The following is an 18,130-nucleotide window of genomic DNA, read 5'->3' as shown; positions in this document are numbered from 1 at the left end:
GTGAGTTCGATCGTGCGGTCGTTGCGGGGGAGCCGCGTCCCACACGGCGTGCACAGAACATCCGACGGCGTGCGGCACGAAGCCGCAAGAGGCGTGGACAACTCATCGGTGCGGTGCTGGGGCTGGTCCTGCTCGTGGCTGTCGCAAGCGGCGGCTATTTCGTGTTCGACCGCCTCAGTGGCGGACCTGCGCCGGCCGAGGACTTCGCGGCCGGAAATGCCGGTGAGTCTGCGGTCGTCCGGGTCGACCCGGGTGATACCGCGCAGGAAATCGGAGTCGACGCCGTGGCGAAGGGTGTCGTGGCTAGCGCCGACGCGTTCATGGGTGCCGCCGTGCAGAATCCAGCGATGTCTTCCGTGCAGCCCGGCTACTACCTCGTGCCCACCAACATTCCGGCGTCCGAGGCGGTGAGCGCATTGGTCGATCCGTCCGCTCGGGTCGGCAGCGTCATCATCGCGGAGGGGCGTCAGCTGCACGATTCCCGGGATGTCAACACCGATGCCGTGAAGAGGGGCATCTACACCTTGCTGTCCGAAGCGAGCTGCATCGACCGAACCGGCGGTGGCACCCCGACCTGCATCTCATACGAGGACTTCAATGCCGCCGGCGCGAACGACGACCCCGCCGCTCTCGGTGTACCGGAATGGGCCATAGCCAGGGTTCAGGGCGTTCCCGATCGCGACCGGCAGCTCGAGGGGCTCATCGCGGCAGGCAGCTGGAACATCGATCCGACGGCTACAGCGGGGGAGATACTCGCCCAGTTGGTTTCGGAGAGCGCGCAGACCTACGAGAACACCGGCATTCTGACCGCCGGCGCCAATTCGGGGCTCGATCCATACGACACGTTGATCGCGGCGTCCCTGGTGGAACGAGAGGCACTACCGGCCGATTTCAGCAAGGTGGCGCGCGTGATCCTCAACCGATTGGCCGAGCCGCAGCAACTCGAGTTCGACTCGACGGTCAACTACGCCCTCGACACCACTGAGGTTGCCACCACGGATCTGGACCGCGCCACCGTGACACCGTGGAACACCTACGCCATGGAGGGTCTGCCCGCGACACCGATCGCCTCTCCCAGTGTGGCTGCTGTCGAGGCCGTCGAGGCACCAGCCGACGGTGACTGGCTCTACTTCGTGACGATCAACAACGCCGGCGAGACTCTGTTCACCCGCGAGTATTCCGAGCACCTGGCCAACATCGGTTTGGTCGAGGACGGATTCCTCGCGAGCGGTCGCTGACGTGCGCGCGGCCGTCCTGGGCAGTCCCATACAGCACTCGAAATCGCCCCAGTTGCATCTCGCTGCCTACCGGGCGTTGGGTTTGCGAGACTGGAGCTACGAACGCATCGAATGTTCGGCCGAGCAGCTTCCCGGTCTTGTCGAAGGTTTGGGGCCGGACTGGGTCGGGTTGTCGGTCACCATGCCGGGCAAGGTTGCGGCGCTCGGGTTCGCCGACGAGCGGACCGAGAGAGCGATCCTGGCAGGTTCGGCAAACACATTGCTACGTACACCGACCGGATGGCGAGCAGACTGCACCGACGTCGACGGCGTCCGCGGTGCACTCGACGAGGTCGGTCTCACCGATCTGTCCGGGCAGGCAGTGACCGTGGTCGGTGCCGGGGGAACATCGCGTCCTGCTGTGGTCGCCTTGGCCGGACTCGGCGCGAAGTCCGTCACGATCGTCGCGCGTTCGGCCGACCGCGCAGCCGACACCCTCGCGTGCGGCCGTGCCGCCGGACTGGACACGAGGTTCGTCTCCGTCGACGATCCCGTGCTCGCCGATGTCGCAGCGGCGTCGGCCGTCGTGGTCAGCACCGTGCCTGCCCCCGGCGCAGCACCGATCTCGACGGCACTGGCGCACGCGCCGGTGGTTCTCGACGCGATCTACGATCCATGGCCGACCCCGCTCGCGGACGCTGTCGCAGCTGCCGGCGGAACCATCGTGTCCGGCTTGGCGATGCTGCTCAACCAGGCCTACGGACAGGTCGAGCAGTTCACCGGGCAACCGGCGCCGAAGGCTGCTATGCGGGCCGCGATCGACGCGGCCTGATCGGAGCCGGAGCCGCTGCCACAGCGGCTGTTCCTCCACAGGCATCACGCTTGTCCACAGGTCGATTCCTGGCCTGCGGTTTTACCCGCGCTCGCGCTCGGTCGTATCCGACGATGCATCCTGTGACATGGAATTGCATCGTGATCTGGGGTGGGGCAGGCCTACTGGTCGGCCAGCTGACCGCGTGGACGGTCCATCGGATCACATCGTGGCGACCGGTGGGTCTGCCGCTGGTATCGGCCGGGCTTTGGGCAGCCGCGGCGGGGTTCGGCGGCGGCGCGCCCGCGCTCCTGCTCACGTGGTGGTGTGCATGTCTGATGTGTACGGACATCGCGTCGCGGCGGTTGCCGAATCAACTCACCGCCGCGGGCGCCGTCGGCGTGTCCGCGTACGCGATCGCGGTAGGGGATTTCGAGGCAGTACTGGTCGGCGGCGGTGTGTTGTTCGGCTGCTATCTCGCCGTCCACCTCCTCATGCCGCGCGCCTTCGGTGCCGGCGATGTGAAGCTCGCTTTCGCGCTCGGCGGACTCGCCGGCCTGTTCGGAACCCATGCATGGGTGTGCGCTGCACTGCTGGCGCCGCTGTTCACCGGTGTGGTCGGTCTTGCCTATCGAGCGCTTCGCCGTGCCGAGAGCTCGGTGCCGCACGGGCCGTCGATGTGCCTGGCCACCCTGCTGGCACTGACGGCTGCCGGGACGTGAAAAGATAGCGGCGTGCTGCGCTGGATAACTGCCGGAGAATCTCACGGCCCCGCTCTCGTGTCCATCCTCGAAGGCATGATCGCGGGCGTCGAAGTGACCTCCGAGGACATTGCCACTCAACTCGCCCGGCGACGACTCGGATACGGGCGAGGCGCGCGGATGAAGTTCGAGGCCGACAAGGTCACCATCACCGGTGGCATCAGGCACGGTCGGACGATCGGTGGTCCCGTCGCCATCGAAGTGGGCAACACCGAATGGCCCAAGTGGGAGCAGGTCATGTCGGCCGATCCCGTCGATGAGAGCGTGCTCGCCGATCTCGCTCGCAATTCTCCGCTGACGCGTCCTCGGCCCGGTCATGCGGACTATTCCGGAATGCTCAAGTACGGCTTCGAGGACGCGCGGCCGGTGCTCGAACGCGCCAGTGCCCGCGAAACCGCGGCCCGCGTGGCCATCGGCACCGTGGCGCGCTCGTTCCTGAAGCAGGCGTTGGGTGTCGACGTTGTCTCGCACGTGATCTCGATCGGTGCATCGGATCCATACGTCGGGCCCGCGCCCACGGGCGATGACCTCGACGCTATCGACGCGAGCCCGGTACGTGCGTTCGATCAGGCGGCCGAGGCGTCGATGATCGCCGAAATCGAATCGGCCAAGCGCGACGGCGACACGCTCGGCGGAATCGTCGAGGTGGTGGTCCACGGGCTCCCCGTCGGTCTCGGGTCCTTCGTCAGCGGCGAACGAAAGCTCGACGCTCGGCTTGCCGCCGCTCTGATGGGTATCCAGGCGATCAAGGGCGTCGAAGTCGGTGACGGCTTCGAAACGGCCCGACGCCGAGGCAGCGCGGCTCATGACGAGATCACTCCGGGGCCCGACGGTATCCATCGCTCCACCAACCGCGCCGGTGGCGTCGAAGGGGGCATGACCAACGGCGAACCCCTTCGAGTGCGAGCAGCGATGAAGCCGATCTCGACGGTGCCACGTGCCCTCGCGACAGTGGACATGTCCACCGGAGAGGAAGCCGTCGCAATTCACCAACGCTCCGATGTGTGTGCGGTCCCGGCGGCAGGTGTGGTCGCCGAGACCATGGTGGCCCTCGTACTCGCGCAGGCTGCGCTGGAGAAGTTCGGCGGTGACTCCATCGCGGAAACCACGAGCAACGTCGATCGCTATGTGAAGGGCACCGCCGCCCGGCCACCGCGATGACGCCGTACGCGGTGCTGGTGGGACCACCAGGTGCCGGTAAGTCCACGATCGGCCGCAGGGTGGCAGCGGCGCTCGGGAAAGAGCTGCTCGATACCGATGTGGCCATCGAACGCACGACGGGACGGACCATCGCCGATATTTTCGCCGAGGATGGCGTGCAGGCGTTCCGGCGAATCGAGGAGCAGGTCGTTGCGGATGCTCTGGAATCGCACACGGGCATCGTGTCACTCGGCGGGGGATCGGTTCTTTCCGAGCGAACTCGAGCGCTGCTGAAGCCTCTGCCCGTTGTCTACCTCGAGATCAGCGTTGCCGAAGGGCTTCGGCGGACCGGAGCCAACACTTCCCGTCCCCTCCTCGCGGGCCCGGACCCCCGGGCCAAGTATCAGAACCTGATGCGAATACGCCGTCCGTTGTACCGGTCGGTGGCGACGATCAGAGTGCGCACGGACGGTCGCAGTCCGGCTCGGGTGGTCGGTCAGGTGGTGACCAAGCTCGAGCAGCACCATGCCGGCTCCGGCACATGACGCCAGCGGGCAATGCCCTACAAGCACGAACAAGGATTTCACGAGTGGATGAGGTGAATCGATGACCGAACCAGTACGCGTCATGGTGGAGACAGCTGCCCCGTATCCGGTGATCATCGGCAGGGGACTGCTGACGGATCTTGTCGACGAACTCGTCGGGGTGGCAACGGTCGCCATCTTCCATCAACCTCCGCTCGCCGAGACCGCCGAGGCTGTGCGGGCAGCGCTCGCCGAAAAGGGGATCGACGCGCACCGGATCGAAATTCCCGACGCCGAGGACGGTAAGGAACTCGCCGTCGCGGGATTTTGCTGGGAGGTGCTGGGCCGAATCGGGATGACACGAAGTGATGCCGTCGTCAGCCTCGGCGGGGGAGCTGCGACCGATCTGGCCGGGTTCGTCGCGGCGACCTGGATGCGCGGGGTCAAGATCGTGCACGTCCCGACGACGCTGCTGGCGATGGTCGACGCCGCGGTCGGCGGAAAGACAGGGATCAACACCGAGGCAGGGAAGAACCTGGTCGGATCGTTCCACGAGCCGGCCGCAGTGTTGATCGACCTCGCGACACTGGAAACCGTGCCGCGAAACGAAATCGTCGCCGGACTCGCGGAGGTCATCAAGACCGGGTTCATTGCCGACCCGGTGATACTCGACTTGATCGAAGCCGATCCCGAGGCGGCACTCGATCCGTCCGGGGCAGTGCTTCCCGAGCTGATTCGACGCTCTGTCGAGGTGAAGGCCCGCGTGGTCGCCGCCGACCTCCGCGAGGCCAGCTTGCGTGAAATCCTCAATTACGGACACACCCTCGGTCATGCGATCGAGCGTCGCGAGCGGTACCGGTGGCGTCACGGCGCAGCGGTCGCCGTCGGACTGGTCTTCGCTGCGGAACTGGGCCGATTGGCGGGGCGCCTGGACGACGCCACGGCGGACCGTCATCGCACCGTGCTCGAGGCAGTGGGTCTGCCCACGAGCTATGACGCGGACGCTTTCGGGGACCTGCTCAAGGGCATGCAGTCGGACAAGAAGAACCGCGCCGGTGTCCTTCGGTTCGTCGTGCTCGATGGCCTCGCCAAGCCTGGACGACTAGAAGGCCCCGATCCGTCCCTGCTCGTCGCCGCGTACTCGGCCATCGCCAAGAGCGAGACCGATCCATCGCCGACGGGGATCATGCTCTAGCGCCGATCACCTTTTCGCGCCGACACAAAGCGAGACCCCGCGCACGCGCTGCGCGGGGTCTCGCTTTGTGTCGGAGATGAGAGTTGCCTATCGAGTCTTGCGCGGATCGCCTGCATCTGGGTCGACGGCTTGGAAGACCTCGGTGTCGGCATTGGCATCGCCATCGGACCACTGCGACCTCTGCTGCGGAGCCGACGCGGCACCGACGTGGTGGTGGTGTTCTGCGCGCACCTTGTCGCGTTCTTCGAGCTTCTTCTTCGCTTCGCGGTTGGCGAGCATGCGTCCGAAGAACACCGCTGCCGTTGCGGGAATGAAGACAAGCAGAATGGTGAACGCCGCACCCGAGGTCAGCTCGAACACCAACGTGTTCTGGCCGAGGCTGAAGTCGACGATCAGCTGGAGGAACCAGGTGATCGCGCCGGCTGTCAGTCCAGCGAAGACAGCTGCCTTCAACCACACCATTGCCAGATCCGCACTGTCGTCGGGATCCGGATTGGCGCGCCGATCTCTGATGCCGTCGAGCCCCGCCCACACGATCACGACCAGCAGCACAGTTGCCAACCCCAGCCAACGCATCTGCGATCCGTGCAGCGGCCACTGCGTCACAGCGGCCCCGAGCAGAATTCGCACCCCTACGTTGACCAGACACATTCCGATTCCGCGTACCACCCACCCTGTCATGGGGGACAGCCTATCCGTAGCTCGCCGTAGCTGTGTCCCACCCCACAAAACACGTCCCTACGCGCCGCAGCGAGGCCTCGCTGCGGCGGTACCTTGTAGCGATGGCTGTAGATTTTCGCGGCAGACGCGCCGCGCTCCGACGCATCATGGAAACCAACGGTCTCGCGTCCCTGCTCGTCACCGACCTGCTCAACATTCGGTACCTGACGGGATTCACCGGGTCCAACGCTGCGTTGCTCGTCTCGGCGCAGGATTCGCCGGTCAACGAGGACCACACCGTCGTCTGCACCGACGGCCGCTATGTGACTCAGGTGGCCGAGCAGGTGCCGGATCTACGTGCAGTCATAGATCGTGGCTCGGCTGCGTACCTCCTGCGCAGCGACGCAGCACCTCGCGCAGAGCGGGTCGGTTTCGAGTCGCACGTGGTGACGGTGGATCAGCACCTCTCCTGGACGCGGATCGACGACTCCTTGAATCTGGTTCGTAGTCCGGGCCTCGTCGAGGAGCTTCGAATGGTCAAGGACGAACACGAGATCGCACTGCTCCGCGAGGCTTGCCGGGCCGCCGACGCGGCGTTCGCGCAGCTGATCGAGCGCGGGAGCATTCGAGCCGGCCGCACCGAACTCGCCGTCGCACGCGAGCTCGAGGCTGCGATGATCGAACACGGCGCGGACGGCATCTCCTTCGAGACGATCGTTGCGACCGGCTCGAACTCCGCGGTTCCGCACCACCGGCCGACCGCTGCTGTGCTCGCGCACGGCGATTTCGTGAAGTTCGATTTCGGTGCACTCGTCGGGGGATACCACTCGGACATGACACGAACTGTCGTCATCGGTGCCGCGTCGGACTGGCAGAAGGACCTGTACGAGCTCGTGCTCCGGTCGCAAACCGCCGGACGCGAGGCCCTCGCCCCAGGGGTCGAGACTGCAAGCGTCGATGCGGCGGCGCGGTCGGTGATCACCGCAGCCGGCTTCGGAGAGTTCTTCCTGCACGGCCTCGGGCACGGTGTCGGACTCGAAATCCACGAAGCGCCGGGCATCGCCAAGTCGAGCACCGGTACACTGCAGTGCGGTGCAGCCGTGACCGTCGAACCGGGTGTGTACTTCTCCGGGCGCGGAGGCGTCCGGATCGAAGACACGCTCATCGTTCGTGACAACGGTCCTGAGCTGCTCACCATGACCAGCAAGGAACTTACTTTCGTCTGACGCACGGCGGTTCGTCCGTAGAAGAACCTACGGCCTTGGTCACGACCGAGATTCCAGACCCACTTGCGCCTACCGCGCACACGAGAACACGAGGAGACGTCAGAACCTGTGGCTTCCACCAGCGATTTCAAGAACGGCCTTGTCCTGAGCATCGACGGACAGCTGTGGTCGATCATCGAGTTTCAGCACGTCAAGCCGGGCAAGGGCCCTGCGTTCGTGCGCACGAAGCTCAAGAACGTGCTGTCGGGCAAGGTCGTCGACAAGACGTTCAACGCCGGTGTGAAGGTGGACACCGCGGTGGTCGATCGTCGCGATATGACCTACCTGTACCACGACGGAAGTGACTACGTCTTCATGGACGGGGACACCTACGACCAGATCTCGATCTCCGAAGCGACCGTCGGTGACGGCGCGCGATTCATGCTCGAGAACATGCAGGTCCAGGTCGCCACCCATGAGGATGTTCCGCTCTACGTCGAGTTGCCGGTCACCGTCGAGCTCGAGGTCAAGCACACCGACCCCGGCCTGCAGGGTGACCGCTCGACCGGTGGCACCAAGCCGGCGACACTCGAGACCGGTGCCGAGGTGTCGGTCCCGCTGTTCATCAACACCGGCGACAAGCTGAAGATCGACTCGCGCGACGGAAACTACCTGGGACGCGTGAATTCCTAGCGTGTCCCCGAAAAACTTGTCCCCGAAGAACGTGTCAGCTCAACCGACGAAGAAGCTCGGTGCCCGACACAAGGCACGCAAGCGAGCAGTCGACTTCCTGTTCGAGGCCGAGGCGCGAGATGCCGACCCCGTCGACCTCGCCAGGGAGCGCATCGAGCTCGCACGCGGCGACGACTCCATCGCACCGGTGAGCGAGTACACCCAGACGCTCGTCGGTGGCGTTGCGGAGAACCTCGACAGGCTCGACAGCGTCATCTCGGATCACCTCAACGATTGGACACTCAATCGTCTGCCCGCCGTCGATCGCGCGATCCTGCGCGTCGCGGTATGGGAGTTGTTCCACGCAGTCGATGTGCCGCCGGTGGTGGCAGTGGACGAGGCCGTCGAGCTGGCCAAGCAGTTGTCCACCGATGATTCGCCGTCTTTCGTCAACGGTGTACTCGGTCAGATCGTATTGGTTGCACCCCAGGTCCGAGCCGCAGCCGCCGCGGTGTCCTCGCGTCCGCTCGACGCCTCCGATGGTGAGATCGAGCCGGCCGACCGGGCCGAGGACGCACACGGCGGCTCCGCGACGTAATCGTGCTCACGTCGGGCGTCCCGAGTGCGTGATGAGCGGCGTGTCATTGCTAGGCTGATGCACTGTCAGACATCCTTTAACGATCCGTCCAGAGAGGCGGAGAAGGAGGTCGTAGTTTGCCTGCGCCCGATTCATCCTCCCCATCCGAGTCTTCCCCGCTCGAGTCGTCCCAGCCTCGAGCCTCTCGTGAGCTTCTGTCCGCTGCAGATGTCGGCCGGACCATCGCTCGGATGGCGCATCAGATAATCGAGAAGTCGGCGTTGGATTCCACGGATGCTCCCCGGGTCGTCCTGCTGGGCATCCCCACCCGCGGCACGTCACTCGCCGAACGCCTGGCCGACCGGATCGAGGCGTTCTCCGGGGTGCGGCCTCCGGTGGGCTCGCTGGACATCACGCTCTACCGGGACGACCTACGCGGCAAACCGCACCGCCCCCTCGAACGCACGTCTGTTCCACCCGGGGGCGTGGACGGGTCTCTGGTGGTGCTCGTGGACGACGTTCTCTTCTCGGGTCGCACAGTCCGCTCGGCTCTCGATGCGCTCCGAGATCTCGGCCGTCCCCGCGCGGTTCAGCTGGCGGTTCTCATCGACCGCGGTCACCGGGAGCTCCCGCTGCGGGCCGACTACGTCGGAAAGAACGTGCCGACGGCGCGCACCGAGGATGTTTCGGTCGAGCTGACCGAACACGACGGCCACGACGCAGTCAGGCTGTTCGACGGGAGGACGCCGCGGTGAAGCATCTGCTGTCCGTCGCCGATCTCACCGCCGAGTCCGCCACAGAACTACTCGACGAGGCCGACCGGTTCGAGCAGGCGCTGCTCGGTCGTGAAGTCAAGAAGCTCCCCACCCTGCGCGGCCGCACGATCATGACGGTGTTCTTCGAGAACTCGACACGAACCCGCGTGTCCTTCGAGGTGGCGGGCAAGTGGATGAGCGCTGACGTCATCAACGTCAGTGCGAGCAGCTCGTCGGTGAGCAAAGGGGAGTCCCTGCGCGATACCGCCATGACCTTGCGCGCGGCGGGAGCCGACGCGCTGGTGGTGCGGCACCCATCCTCGGGTGCAGCCCATCAGATCGCTGCCTGGACGGCAGGTCAGAGTGAGAGCGGTGCGCTCGGGAGTTCCGCAGGCTCCACTTCGGGCGGACCCGCGGTGATCAATGCCGGCGACGGCACGCACGAGCATCCCACGCAGGCGCTGCTCGATGCCCTTACGCTCCGTCAGCGTCTGGGTTCGATCGCAGGCAAACGCATCGGAATCGTCGGGGACATCCTGCACAGTCGGGTCGCTCGATCCAATGCGATTCTGCTCTCGACGCTGGGCGCGGAGGTCGTGCTCATCGCGCCCCCGACTCTGCTTCCGGTCGGCGCATCGACGTGGCCGGTTCGTCTCTCGCATCACATCGATGCCGAGCTACCCGCCCTGGACGCGGTGCTGATGCTTCGAGTTCAAGCGGAGCGCATGAACGGTGGATTCTTCCCATCCCCCAAGGAGTATTCGCTCACTTACGGGCTGTCCCAGAAGAGAATGGACCTGCTGCCCGAGCATGCCGTAGTACTGCATCCGGGGCCGATGCTGCGCGGGATGGAAATAGCCGCCTCGGTTGCAGATTCCCCCAGAACTGCTGTTCTGCAACAGGTTACGAACGGAGTGCACGTGCGCATGGCGGTCTTGTTCCGATTGCTCGTCGGCTCGGACGGAGGTTCGCTGTGAGTGTGCTGCTGCGCGGGGTGTTGATCTACGGGGAAGCGCCCGAGACGGATGTTCTCATCGACGACGGCCAGATCGTCGCCATCGGATCAGATCTCGATGTCGATGGTGCGGGCGTCGATGGTGCGGATGTCGAGATTGTCGATGCCGTCGGTCACATCCTGCTGCCCGGCTTCGTCGACCTCCACACGCATCTTCGCGAGCCGGGCCGAGAAGACACCGAGACGATCGAAACAGGCTCGGCAGCTGCAGCTTTGGGTGGCTTCACGGCGGTGTTCGCCATGGCGAACACCGCACCGGTCGCCGACTCCGTGGTCATCACCGACCATGTTTGGCGTCGCGGTCAGGAAGTCGGCTTGGTCGACGTCCACCCTGTCGGTGCTGTCACCGTCGGGCTGGAAGGCAAGCAACTTGCCGAGATGGCAACCATGGCAGCCGGCGTCGGCAAGGTCCGGATGTTCTCCGACGACGGCCATTGTGTCGCCGATCCGCTGATCATGCGCCGAGCCCTCGAATACTCGAGCTCGCTCGGCGTGCTCATCGCGCAACACGCCGAGGAGCCGCGGCTCACCGTCGGTTCGATCGCGCACGAAGGCCCGACGGCGGCGCGCTTGGGTCTGGCGGGATGGCCGCGTGCAGCCGAGGAGTCGATCGTCGCTCGCGATGCGCTGCTGGCCCGCGATGCGGGGGCGAGGGTGCACATCTGCCACGCCTCGACCGCGGGGACGGTGGAACTGCTGAAGTGGGCGCGTGGACAGGGCATCTCGATCACCGCCGAGGTGACGCCGCATCATCTGCTGCTGGACGATTCCCGGTTGGAGACCTACGACGCCGTCAACAAGGTCAATCCGCCGCTTCGTGAGCCCTCGGACCTCGACGCGCTGCGGCGCGGTCTCGCCGACGGCACCATCGACTGCGTCGCGACCGACCACGCACCGCATGCCGAGCAGGAAAAGTGCTGCGAGTTCTCCCAGGCCAGGCCGGGGATGTTGGGGCTCGAGACTGCCTTGGCCATCGTCGCGCAGACCATGGTCGAGCCGGGCCTGCTCGACTGGCGCGGCGTTGCGCGCGTGATGAGCGAGCGTCCCGCGGAGATCGTCGGACTCGCCGACCAGGGGCGGCCGATCGAGGTCGGTGAGATCGCGAACCTCACCGTGGTCGATCCGAAGGCGACCTGGACGGTGACCGGCAAGGGACTCGCCAGTATCTCGGACAACACTCCCTACGAGTCGATGACGTTCTCGGCCAAGGTGACCACGACGCTGCTCCGCGGCCGAGTCACTGCTCGCGACGGCATCCCTCGCACCGGGACGGAGGCCTGACCCTATGGACAGAGTTCTGATCGTCATCGCCTTTGTCATCTTCTGGATTGCGATGATCGCCCTCATCTTCTGGGGCTGGCGCGGTCGTCAGAAGCGCCAGGCCGAGACAATTGGCGAATTGCCGGAGGTGCCGGCCGATCTGGGCGCGACACTGATCGAGCCGTCGACCGGGTTGTACGTCGGCAGCACGATTGCGCCGAGCTGGCAGGACCGTATCGCAGTCGGTGACATCGGCCACCGCGCGATCGCCGAGCTTTCTCGGCACGAGCGAGGAATCCTCCTCACCCGCACCGGAGAGTCGACCATCTGGATACCGCGCGAGTCCGTGCGCGCGATACGCACCGAGCGCGGCCTTGCCGGCAAGGTCATGAGCAAGGACGGCCTCCTGGTCATCCGCTGGGAATTGCCGACAGGAACCGAAATCGACACGGGCTTCCGCGCAGACGACAAGGGTGTGTACCCGATCTGGGTACACACCGATACCGACACGAACGAATCTAAGGAGACAACCGCGTGAGCAGCGCAGTTCTTGTTCTGGAGGACGGCCGGACGTTCCGCGGCACCACCTTCGGGGCACAGGGCCGGACGCTCGGTGAAGCCGTGTTCTGCACGGGTATGACCGGGTACCAGGAAACACTGACCGATCCCAGCTACCACCGCCAGATCATCGTCGCCACGGCGCCCCAGATCGGTAACACCGGTTGGAACGAGGAAGATGGCGAAGCGGCGAGCGCGGAGAACCCCAACAAGATCTGGGCTGCTGGATTCGTCGTTCGCGACCCGGCCCGCCGTGTGTCGAGTTGGCGCGCAACCGGTTCGCTGCAGGATCAACTCGATGCTCAGAACATCGTCGGCATCGCCGGGATCGACACCCGCGCGCTCGTTCGGCACCTGCGCACCCGAGGGTCCATGCGTGCCGGTGTCTTCTCCGGTGACGCACTCGGAACCGCGGAGGAGATGCTGGAGCACGTGGTGGGTCAGGCCACGATGCTCGGCGCCGATCTAGCCGGTGAGGTGACCACCGATGTGGGCTACACCATCGAACCCGCCGGTGAAGCGCGCTTCACCGTGGTGGCGGTGGATCTCGGCATCAAGACCAACACCCCACGCATGTTCGCCGAGCGCGGCATTCGCGTGCACGTCGTCCCGTCGGCCACCAGCATCGAACAGGTGCTGGAGTTGAACCCGGACGGTGTCTTCCTTTCCAACGGCCCGGGCGATCCGGCAACCGCCGACTCGAATGTCGCCCTGACTCGTCAGGTACTCGAGCGAGAGCTGCCACTGTTCGGCATCTGCTTCGGCAACCAGATTCTCGGTCGCGCGCTCGGACGTTCGACCTACAAGATGAAGTTCGGTCACCGAGGCATGAACATCCCCGTCATCGAACACGCCACCGGTCGCATCGCCATCACGGCACAGAACCACGGGTTCGCGCTCGAGGGTGAGGCGGGCGAGGAGTTCGACAGCGACTTCGGGCGTGCGCGGATCAGCCACACCTGCGCGAACGACGGGACAGTCGAGGGCGTCGAACTGCTCGGCGGTAGCGCCTTCTCGGTCCAGTACCACCCGGAGGCTGCGGCAGGTCCGCACGACGCCGCCTACCTGTTCGATCGTTTCACTTCAGTGCTCGAGGGAGTTGACAAGTAATGCCACGCCGCAGCGATCTGGGCCACGTCCTGGTGATCGGTTCGGGGCCGATCGTCATCGGTCAGGCCTGTGAGTTCGACTATTCCGGAACCCAGGCTTGCCGGGTGCTCCGCGAGGAGGGGCTGCGCGTCAGCCTGGTCAATTCGAACCCCGCAACGATCATGACCGACCCGGAGTTCGCGGATGCGACGTACGTCGAGCCGATCACCCCGGATTTCATCGAGAAGATCTTCGCTCGGGAGGCCGCCCAGGGCCACCCGATCGACGCCGTCCTCGCGACCCTCGGCGGCCAGACAGCTCTCAATGCTGCCGTGGGACTGCACGATCAGGGCATCCTCGCCAAGTACGACGTCGAGTTGATCGGCGCGGACTTCGACGCCATCCAGCGCGGTGAAGACCGTCAGATGTTCAAGGACATCGTCGCCAAGGTCGGTGGCGAGTCGGCCAAATCGGCTGTCTGCTACACCATGGACGAAGTGCGCGACGCCGTCGACGAACTCGGCTTTCCTGTGGTCGTACGCCCGTCGTTCACGATGGGCGGGCTCGGCTCGGGGTTGGCGTACAACGACGCCGATCTGACCCGCATCGCGGGCGGCGGCCTGTCGGCATCGCCGACCGCGAACGTGCTCATCGAGGAGTCCATCCTCGGGTGGAAAGAATACGAACTCGAGCTGATGCGCGACGGTCGCGACAACGTCGTCATCATCTGCTCGATCGAGAACGTCGATCCGGTCGGCGTGCACACCGGTGACTCGGTCACGGTCGCACCGGCCATGACGCTCACCGACCGCGAGTTCCAGAAGATGCGCGACCTCTCCATCGACATCCTCAGGGAGGTCGGCGTCGACACCGGTGGCTGCAACATTCAGTTCGCGATGGATCCGGCCGACGGTCGCCTCGTCGTCATCGAGATGAACCCACGTGTGTCGCGCTCGTCGGCCCTGGCATCGAAGGCCACGGGATATCCGATCGCGAAGATGGCCGCGAAACTTGCCATCGGTTACACGCTCGACGAGATCGTGAACGACATCACCCGCGAAACACCGGCCTGCTTCGAGCCGACGCTCGACTACGTGGTCGTCAAGGCCCCGCGGTTCGCGTTCGAGAAGTTCCCCGGCGCCGACGGCACTCTCACCACGACGATGAAATCCGTCGGCGAGGCAATGTCGATCGGCCGTAACTTCACCGAGGCGTTCGGCAAGGTGATGCGTTCGCTCGAGACCAAGCGCGCGGGTTACTGGACCGGTCCGGAGGTGAAGGCAGACAGCCTCGAGGAACTGCTGCAGGATCTCTCCGTTCCGCAGGACGGCCGGATGTACGGCATCGAGAAGGCCTTCGCGATGGGTGCCACCCTCGAGCAACTGTTCGAGGCCACGAAGATCGACCCGTGGTTCCTGGATCAGTTCCAGCAGATCCACGAGCTCGGCAACGAGCTTCGCGCCGCGGAAGACTTCGACGAGGCACTGCTGCGTCAGGCCAAGTATCACGGGCTCTCCGATCGTCAGATCGCAGCTCTGCGACCGGAACTGGTCGACGAGGACGGCGTTCGAGCCTTGCGCGAGGCGCTCGGTGTCCACCCCGTGTACAAGACCGTCGACACCTGCGCTGCCGAGTTCGAGGCGAAGACGCCGTATCACTACGGCACCTACGAGCTCGATCCGTATGCCGAATCCGAGGTTGCCGAGCAGCGCGAGCGCGAGAAGGTCATCATCCTCGGCTCCGGTCCCAACCGCATCGGCCAGGGAATCGAGTTCGACTACTCCTGTGTGCACGCGGCGCAGACTCTGTCCGAGGCCGGCTACGAGACCGTCATGATCAACTGCAATCCCGAGACGGTTTCCACGGACTACGACACTGCCGATCGCCTGTATTTCGAACCCCTGACCTTCGAGGACGTGTTCGAGGTCTTCCGCGCGGAGTCGCAGTCCGGCAACGTCGTGGGCGTGATCGTGCAGTTGGGTGGCCAGACACCTCTCGGTCTCGCAAAGCGTTTGAAGGCCGCGGGAGTTCCCATAGTCGGTACCAGTCCCGAGGCCATCGACCTCGCTGAGGACCGCGGCGAATTCGGACGGGTTCTCACCGAGGCGGGGCTCCCGGCACCGAAATTCGGGACGGCGACGACGTTCGACGGTGCCCGAGAGATCGCCGGTGGCATCGGCTACCCGGTGCTCGTGCGCCCGTCGTACGTGCTCGGTGGACGCGGCATGGAGATCGTCTACGACGAGGCCTCGCTGGCCGACTACATCTCTCGGGCCACGGAAATCTCCCACGATCGACCGGTTCTGGTCGACCGTTTCCTCGAGGACGCAGTCGAAATCGATGTCGACGCCCTGTGCGACGGCACCGAGGTCTACCTCGGCGGCGTGATGGAGCACATCGAGGAGGCGGGAATCCACTCGGGCGATTCCGCTTGCGCGCTGCCCCCGATCACCCTGGGCCGCTCCGACATCGAGAACGTGCGACGCTCGACCGAACTCCTCGCGAAGGGGATCGGCGTCAAGGGTCTGTTGAACGTCCAGTACGCGCTCAAGGACGACATCCTCTACGTCCTCGAAGCGAACCCCCGTGCCAGCCGTACCGTGCCGTTCGTGTCCAAGGCTACGGCGGTGCAGTTGGCCAAGGCGTGCGCCCGGGTGATGCTGGGGGAATCGATCGCGGATCTGCGCGCGAGCGGAATGCTCCCGGCTGTCGGCGACGGCGGCACCACCCCCCTCGACGCACCCATTGCGGTCAAGGAAGCGGTTCTGCCGTTCAATCGATTCCGTCGTGCGGACGGCACCGGGGTGGACACGCTGCTGAGCCCGGAGATGAAATCGACCGGTGAGGTGATGGGAATCGACGCCGATTTCGGCACCGCCTTCGCCAAGAGCCAGACTGCGGCGTACGGATCGCTGCCGCTCTCCGGCGCAGTATTCGTATCGGTGGCCAACAAGGACAAGCGTTCGTTGATCTTCCCGGTCAAGCGGCTCGCGGACCTCGGGTTCACGATTCTGGCCACCGACGGCACCGCAGAGGTTCTGCGACGCAACGGTATTGCGTGCGAGAAGGTGTACAAGCAGTCCGGTGAAGAGGTACCCGCTGGCGAATCGACGATCGTCGACAAGATCCTCGCCGGTGATATCGCGATGGTGATCAACACCCCGTACGGCAACTCCGGCCCCCGCGTGGACGGATACGAAATCCGCAGTGCTGCGGTTGCGCAGAACATTCCGTGCATCACCACCGTCCAGGGTGCGTCGGCCGCCGTTCAGGGAATCGAGGCCGCGATCGCGGGGGACATCGGCGTGCGCTCGCTTCAAGACCTGCACGCCGCCCTTGCCGATCAGTCCAAGCAACAGAGCTCGGCGCCGAGGACATGAGCCGTCCGGGTAGCTGGTCGGAGCGTCTTCGCGCGGCGGTGGCCGCGCGGGGGCGCCTGTGTGTGGGAATCGACCCGCACCCGTCGCTCCTGGAAGCTTGGGGATTGACTCCCGACGCGGACGGTCTCGAGGTGTTCGCCGAAACCTGCGTGGAAGCGTTCGTCGGTGAGGTGGCAGTGGTGAAGCCGCAGGTTGCGTTCTTCGAGGCGTACGGCAGTGCCGGTTACGCAGTGCTCGAACGCACCATCACGGTGTTGCGGGACGCGGGCACGCTGGTGGTTGCCGATGCCAAGCGAGGTGACATCGGCAGCACGATGACCGCGTATGCCCGCACCTGGCTCGGTGCGGATTCACCGCTGTCCTCGGACGCGATGACGGTGTCGCCGTACCTCGGATTCGACTCGCTGACCGAGACCTTCGCCACCGCCGTCGACGCCGGTAGGGGAGTGTTCGTGCTCGCTCGGACGTCCAACGCCGAGGGTGCGGCCGTACAGGGCTCTGTTACCGATGGCCGGACCGTCGCACAATCGATCGTCGACGACGCGGTCGCGTGCAACGAGGACGGCACGGAGACTGTAGGGCTCGTGATCGGTGCGACTCGGGACCACGGCCTGGATCTGTCCGCGTTCTCCGGCCCGATTCTCGCGCCGGGACTGGGAGCGCAGGGTGCGCGCGCGGATGATCTCAGGCACATATTCACTGGTTCGCGAGAGCTTCTGCTGCCCAACTCCTCTCGCGGTGTGCTGAGTGCAGGGCCTTCGGTCGGAGCGTTGCAGGACGCGGCCCGGGCTCTGCGTGACGAGATCGAAACCGCGTTGGCATAGACCATCGGTTGTTCTGCTCCGGCCGCGGGGGTGGGTTAGCCATCATCGCGCCACGTGGGTACCGTCGCTATCGTTGCTGGTTATCGCTTGTCTTACAGCAGCAACGTGCACGGAGAACACTCGTGCATGTTTCATCGACGATGAGACGGAGGAAACGTGGCGCTTCCCCAACTGACCCCCGAGCAACGTGCAGCTGCGCTGGAAAAGGCTGCCGCCGCCCGCAAGGTGAGGGCCGAGCTCAAGGAGCGCCTCAAGCGAGGCGGGACCGATCTCAAGCAGGTGCTCAAGGATGCCGAGACGGACGAGATCCTCGGCAAGATGAAGGTCTCGGCTTTGCTCGAAGCACTGCCCAAGGTCGGCAAGGTCAAGGCCCAGGAATTGATGACCGAACTGGAGATCGCACCCTCGCGGCGTCTTCGCGGTCTGGGTGACCGTCAGCGCAGAGCGCTGTTGACGAAATTCGATTTCGAGGCCTGAGTAAACAGGT

Annotated in this window: 17 protein-coding genes and 1 pseudogene; 17 read left to right on the top strand and 1 reads right to left on the bottom strand. The window is 65.2% G+C overall.

Annotated elements, in window-relative coordinates; translation table 11 throughout:
* Positions 1–14: 14 nt before the first annotated feature.
* The 6 genes and pseudogenes from mltG to aroB all read left to right on the top strand — a co-directional run.
* Positions 15–1,238, top strand: a pseudogene (gene mltG, locus KVY23_RS10680) (endolytic transglycosylase MltG); the annotation flags it as partial.
* Position 1,239: 1 nt separating this feature from the next.
* Positions 1,240–2,049, top strand: coding sequence for a shikimate dehydrogenase (locus KVY23_RS10675; protein WP_230556372.1), 810 nt, complete (start codon positions 1,240–1,242; stop codon positions 2,047–2,049).
* 122 nt (positions 2,050–2,171) lie between these two features.
* Complete coding sequence (locus tag KVY23_RS10670) at positions 2,172–2,750, top strand: A24 family peptidase (RefSeq protein WP_230556371.1); 579 nt, start codon at positions 2,172–2,174, stop codon at positions 2,748–2,750.
* 12 nt (positions 2,751–2,762) lie between these two features.
* Positions 2,763–3,950, top strand: coding sequence for a chorismate synthase (gene aroC, locus KVY23_RS10665; RefSeq protein WP_230556370.1), 1,188 nt, complete (start codon positions 2,763–2,765; stop codon positions 3,948–3,950).
* On the top strand, positions 3,947–4,474 hold the full coding sequence (locus KVY23_RS10660) for a shikimate kinase (RefSeq protein ID WP_230556369.1): 528 nt from the start codon (positions 3,947–3,949) through the stop codon (positions 4,472–4,474). The genes aroC and KVY23_RS10660 overlap by 4 nt, the downstream gene beginning before the upstream one ends.
* A gap of 61 nt (positions 4,475–4,535) precedes the next feature.
* Positions 4,536–5,648: a 3-dehydroquinate synthase gene (aroB, locus tag KVY23_RS10655; RefSeq protein ID WP_230556368.1), complete on the top strand. Its 1,113-nt coding sequence runs from the start codon at positions 4,536–4,538 to the stop codon at positions 5,646–5,648.
* An 87-nt stretch (positions 5,649–5,735) separates the two neighbouring features.
* Here the strand turns inward: aroB and KVY23_RS10650 are convergent, their stop codons facing one another.
* Complete coding sequence (locus tag KVY23_RS10650) at positions 5,736–6,329, bottom strand: B-4DMT family transporter (protein WP_206510677.1); 594 nt, start codon at positions 6,327–6,329, stop codon at positions 5,736–5,738.
* Between the two features lie 101 nt (positions 6,330–6,430).
* On the opposite strand from KVY23_RS10650, the gene KVY23_RS10645 reads away from it, so the two are divergent.
* From KVY23_RS10645 to mihF, 11 genes are all read left to right on the top strand, one after another.
* Positions 6,431–7,534 (top strand): Xaa-Pro peptidase family protein, encoded by a 1,104-nt coding sequence (locus KVY23_RS10645; RefSeq protein ID WP_230556367.1) that lies wholly within the window; start codon positions 6,431–6,433, stop codon positions 7,532–7,534.
* Positions 7,535–7,642: 108 nt separating this feature from the next.
* Positions 7,643–8,206, top strand: a complete 564-nt coding sequence (efp, locus tag KVY23_RS10640) for an elongation factor P (protein WP_075838659.1) — start codon at positions 7,643–7,645, stop codon at positions 8,204–8,206.
* Positions 8,207–8,237: 31 nt separating this feature from the next.
* Positions 8,238–8,783, top strand: a complete 546-nt coding sequence (gene nusB / locus KVY23_RS10635; RefSeq protein WP_206510675.1) for a transcription antitermination factor NusB — start codon at positions 8,238–8,240, stop codon at positions 8,781–8,783.
* A gap of 116 nt (positions 8,784–8,899) precedes the next feature.
* On the top strand, positions 8,900–9,517 hold the full coding sequence (gene pyrR, locus KVY23_RS10630) for a bifunctional pyr operon transcriptional regulator/uracil phosphoribosyltransferase PyrR (protein WP_075838660.1): 618 nt from the start codon (positions 8,900–8,902) through the stop codon (positions 9,515–9,517).
* Positions 9,514–10,494 (top strand): aspartate carbamoyltransferase catalytic subunit, encoded by a 981-nt coding sequence (locus KVY23_RS10625; RefSeq protein WP_075838661.1) that lies wholly within the window; start codon positions 9,514–9,516, stop codon positions 10,492–10,494. Before pyrR ends, KVY23_RS10625 begins: the two co-directional genes overlap by 4 nt.
* Positions 10,491–11,813: a dihydroorotase gene (locus KVY23_RS10620; protein WP_230556366.1), complete on the top strand. Its 1,323-nt coding sequence runs from the start codon at positions 10,491–10,493 to the stop codon at positions 11,811–11,813. Before KVY23_RS10625 ends, KVY23_RS10620 begins: the two co-directional genes overlap by 4 nt.
* 4 nt (positions 11,814–11,817) lie before the next feature.
* Complete coding sequence (locus KVY23_RS10615) at positions 11,818–12,330, top strand: transporter (protein WP_230556365.1); 513 nt, start codon at positions 11,818–11,820, stop codon at positions 12,328–12,330.
* Complete coding sequence (carA, locus tag KVY23_RS10610; protein ID WP_230556364.1) at positions 12,327–13,460, top strand: glutamine-hydrolyzing carbamoyl-phosphate synthase small subunit; 1,134 nt, start codon at positions 12,327–12,329, stop codon at positions 13,458–13,460. The genes KVY23_RS10615 and carA overlap by 4 nt, the downstream gene beginning before the upstream one ends.
* On the top strand, positions 13,460–16,819 hold the full coding sequence (gene carB / locus KVY23_RS10605) for a carbamoyl-phosphate synthase large subunit (protein WP_230556363.1): 3,360 nt from the start codon (positions 13,460–13,462) through the stop codon (positions 16,817–16,819). Before carA ends, carB begins: the two co-directional genes overlap by 1 nt.
* The gene (gene pyrF, locus KVY23_RS10600; RefSeq protein WP_230556362.1) at positions 16,816–17,643 is read left to right on the top strand and encodes an orotidine-5'-phosphate decarboxylase; all 828 of its coding nucleotides are present in this window, start codon (positions 16,816–16,818) and stop codon (positions 17,641–17,643) included. The genes carB and pyrF overlap by 4 nt, the downstream gene beginning before the upstream one ends.
* 156 nt (positions 17,644–17,799) lie before the next feature.
* On the top strand, positions 17,800–18,120 hold the full coding sequence (mihF, locus tag KVY23_RS10595) for an integration host factor, actinobacterial type (RefSeq protein ID WP_075838663.1): 321 nt from the start codon (positions 17,800–17,802) through the stop codon (positions 18,118–18,120).
* The last annotated feature ends 10 nt before the right edge of the window (positions 18,121–18,130 follow it).

Origin of the sequence: Rhodococcus sp. I2R (assembly GCF_020889545.1) — a bacterium.
Classification (GTDB): Bacteria; Actinomycetota; Actinomycetes; order Mycobacteriales; family Mycobacteriaceae; genus Rhodococcoides.
Note: the sequence above shows the minus strand (reverse complement) of the source record. Positions and strands in the feature narration are given on the sequence as shown.

What these genes read in the sequence shown, in the direction of transcription:
- KVY23_RS10660 (WP_230556369.1), top strand. Translation starts at nt 3,947, where the DNA reads ATGACGCCGTACGCGGTGCTGGTGGGACCACCAGGTGCCGGTAAGTCC.
- aroB (WP_230556368.1), top strand. Translation starts at nt 4,536, where the DNA reads ATGACCGAACCAGTACGCGTCATGGTGGAGACAGCTGCCCCGTATCCG.
- KVY23_RS10650 (WP_206510677.1), bottom strand. Translation starts at nt 6,329, where the DNA reads ATGACAGGGTGGGTGGTACGCGGAATCGGAATGTGTCTGGTCAACGTA.
- KVY23_RS10645 (WP_230556367.1), top strand. Translation starts at nt 6,431, where the DNA reads ATGGCTGTAGATTTTCGCGGCAGACGCGCCGCGCTCCGACGCATCATG.
- KVY23_RS10615 (WP_230556365.1), top strand. Translation starts at nt 11,818, where the DNA reads ATGGACAGAGTTCTGATCGTCATCGCCTTTGTCATCTTCTGGATTGCG.
- carB (WP_230556363.1), top strand. Translation starts at nt 13,460, where the DNA reads ATGCCACGCCGCAGCGATCTGGGCCACGTCCTGGTGATCGGTTCGGGG.
- pyrF (WP_230556362.1), top strand. Translation starts at nt 16,816, where the DNA reads ATGAGCCGTCCGGGTAGCTGGTCGGAGCGTCTTCGCGCGGCGGTGGCC.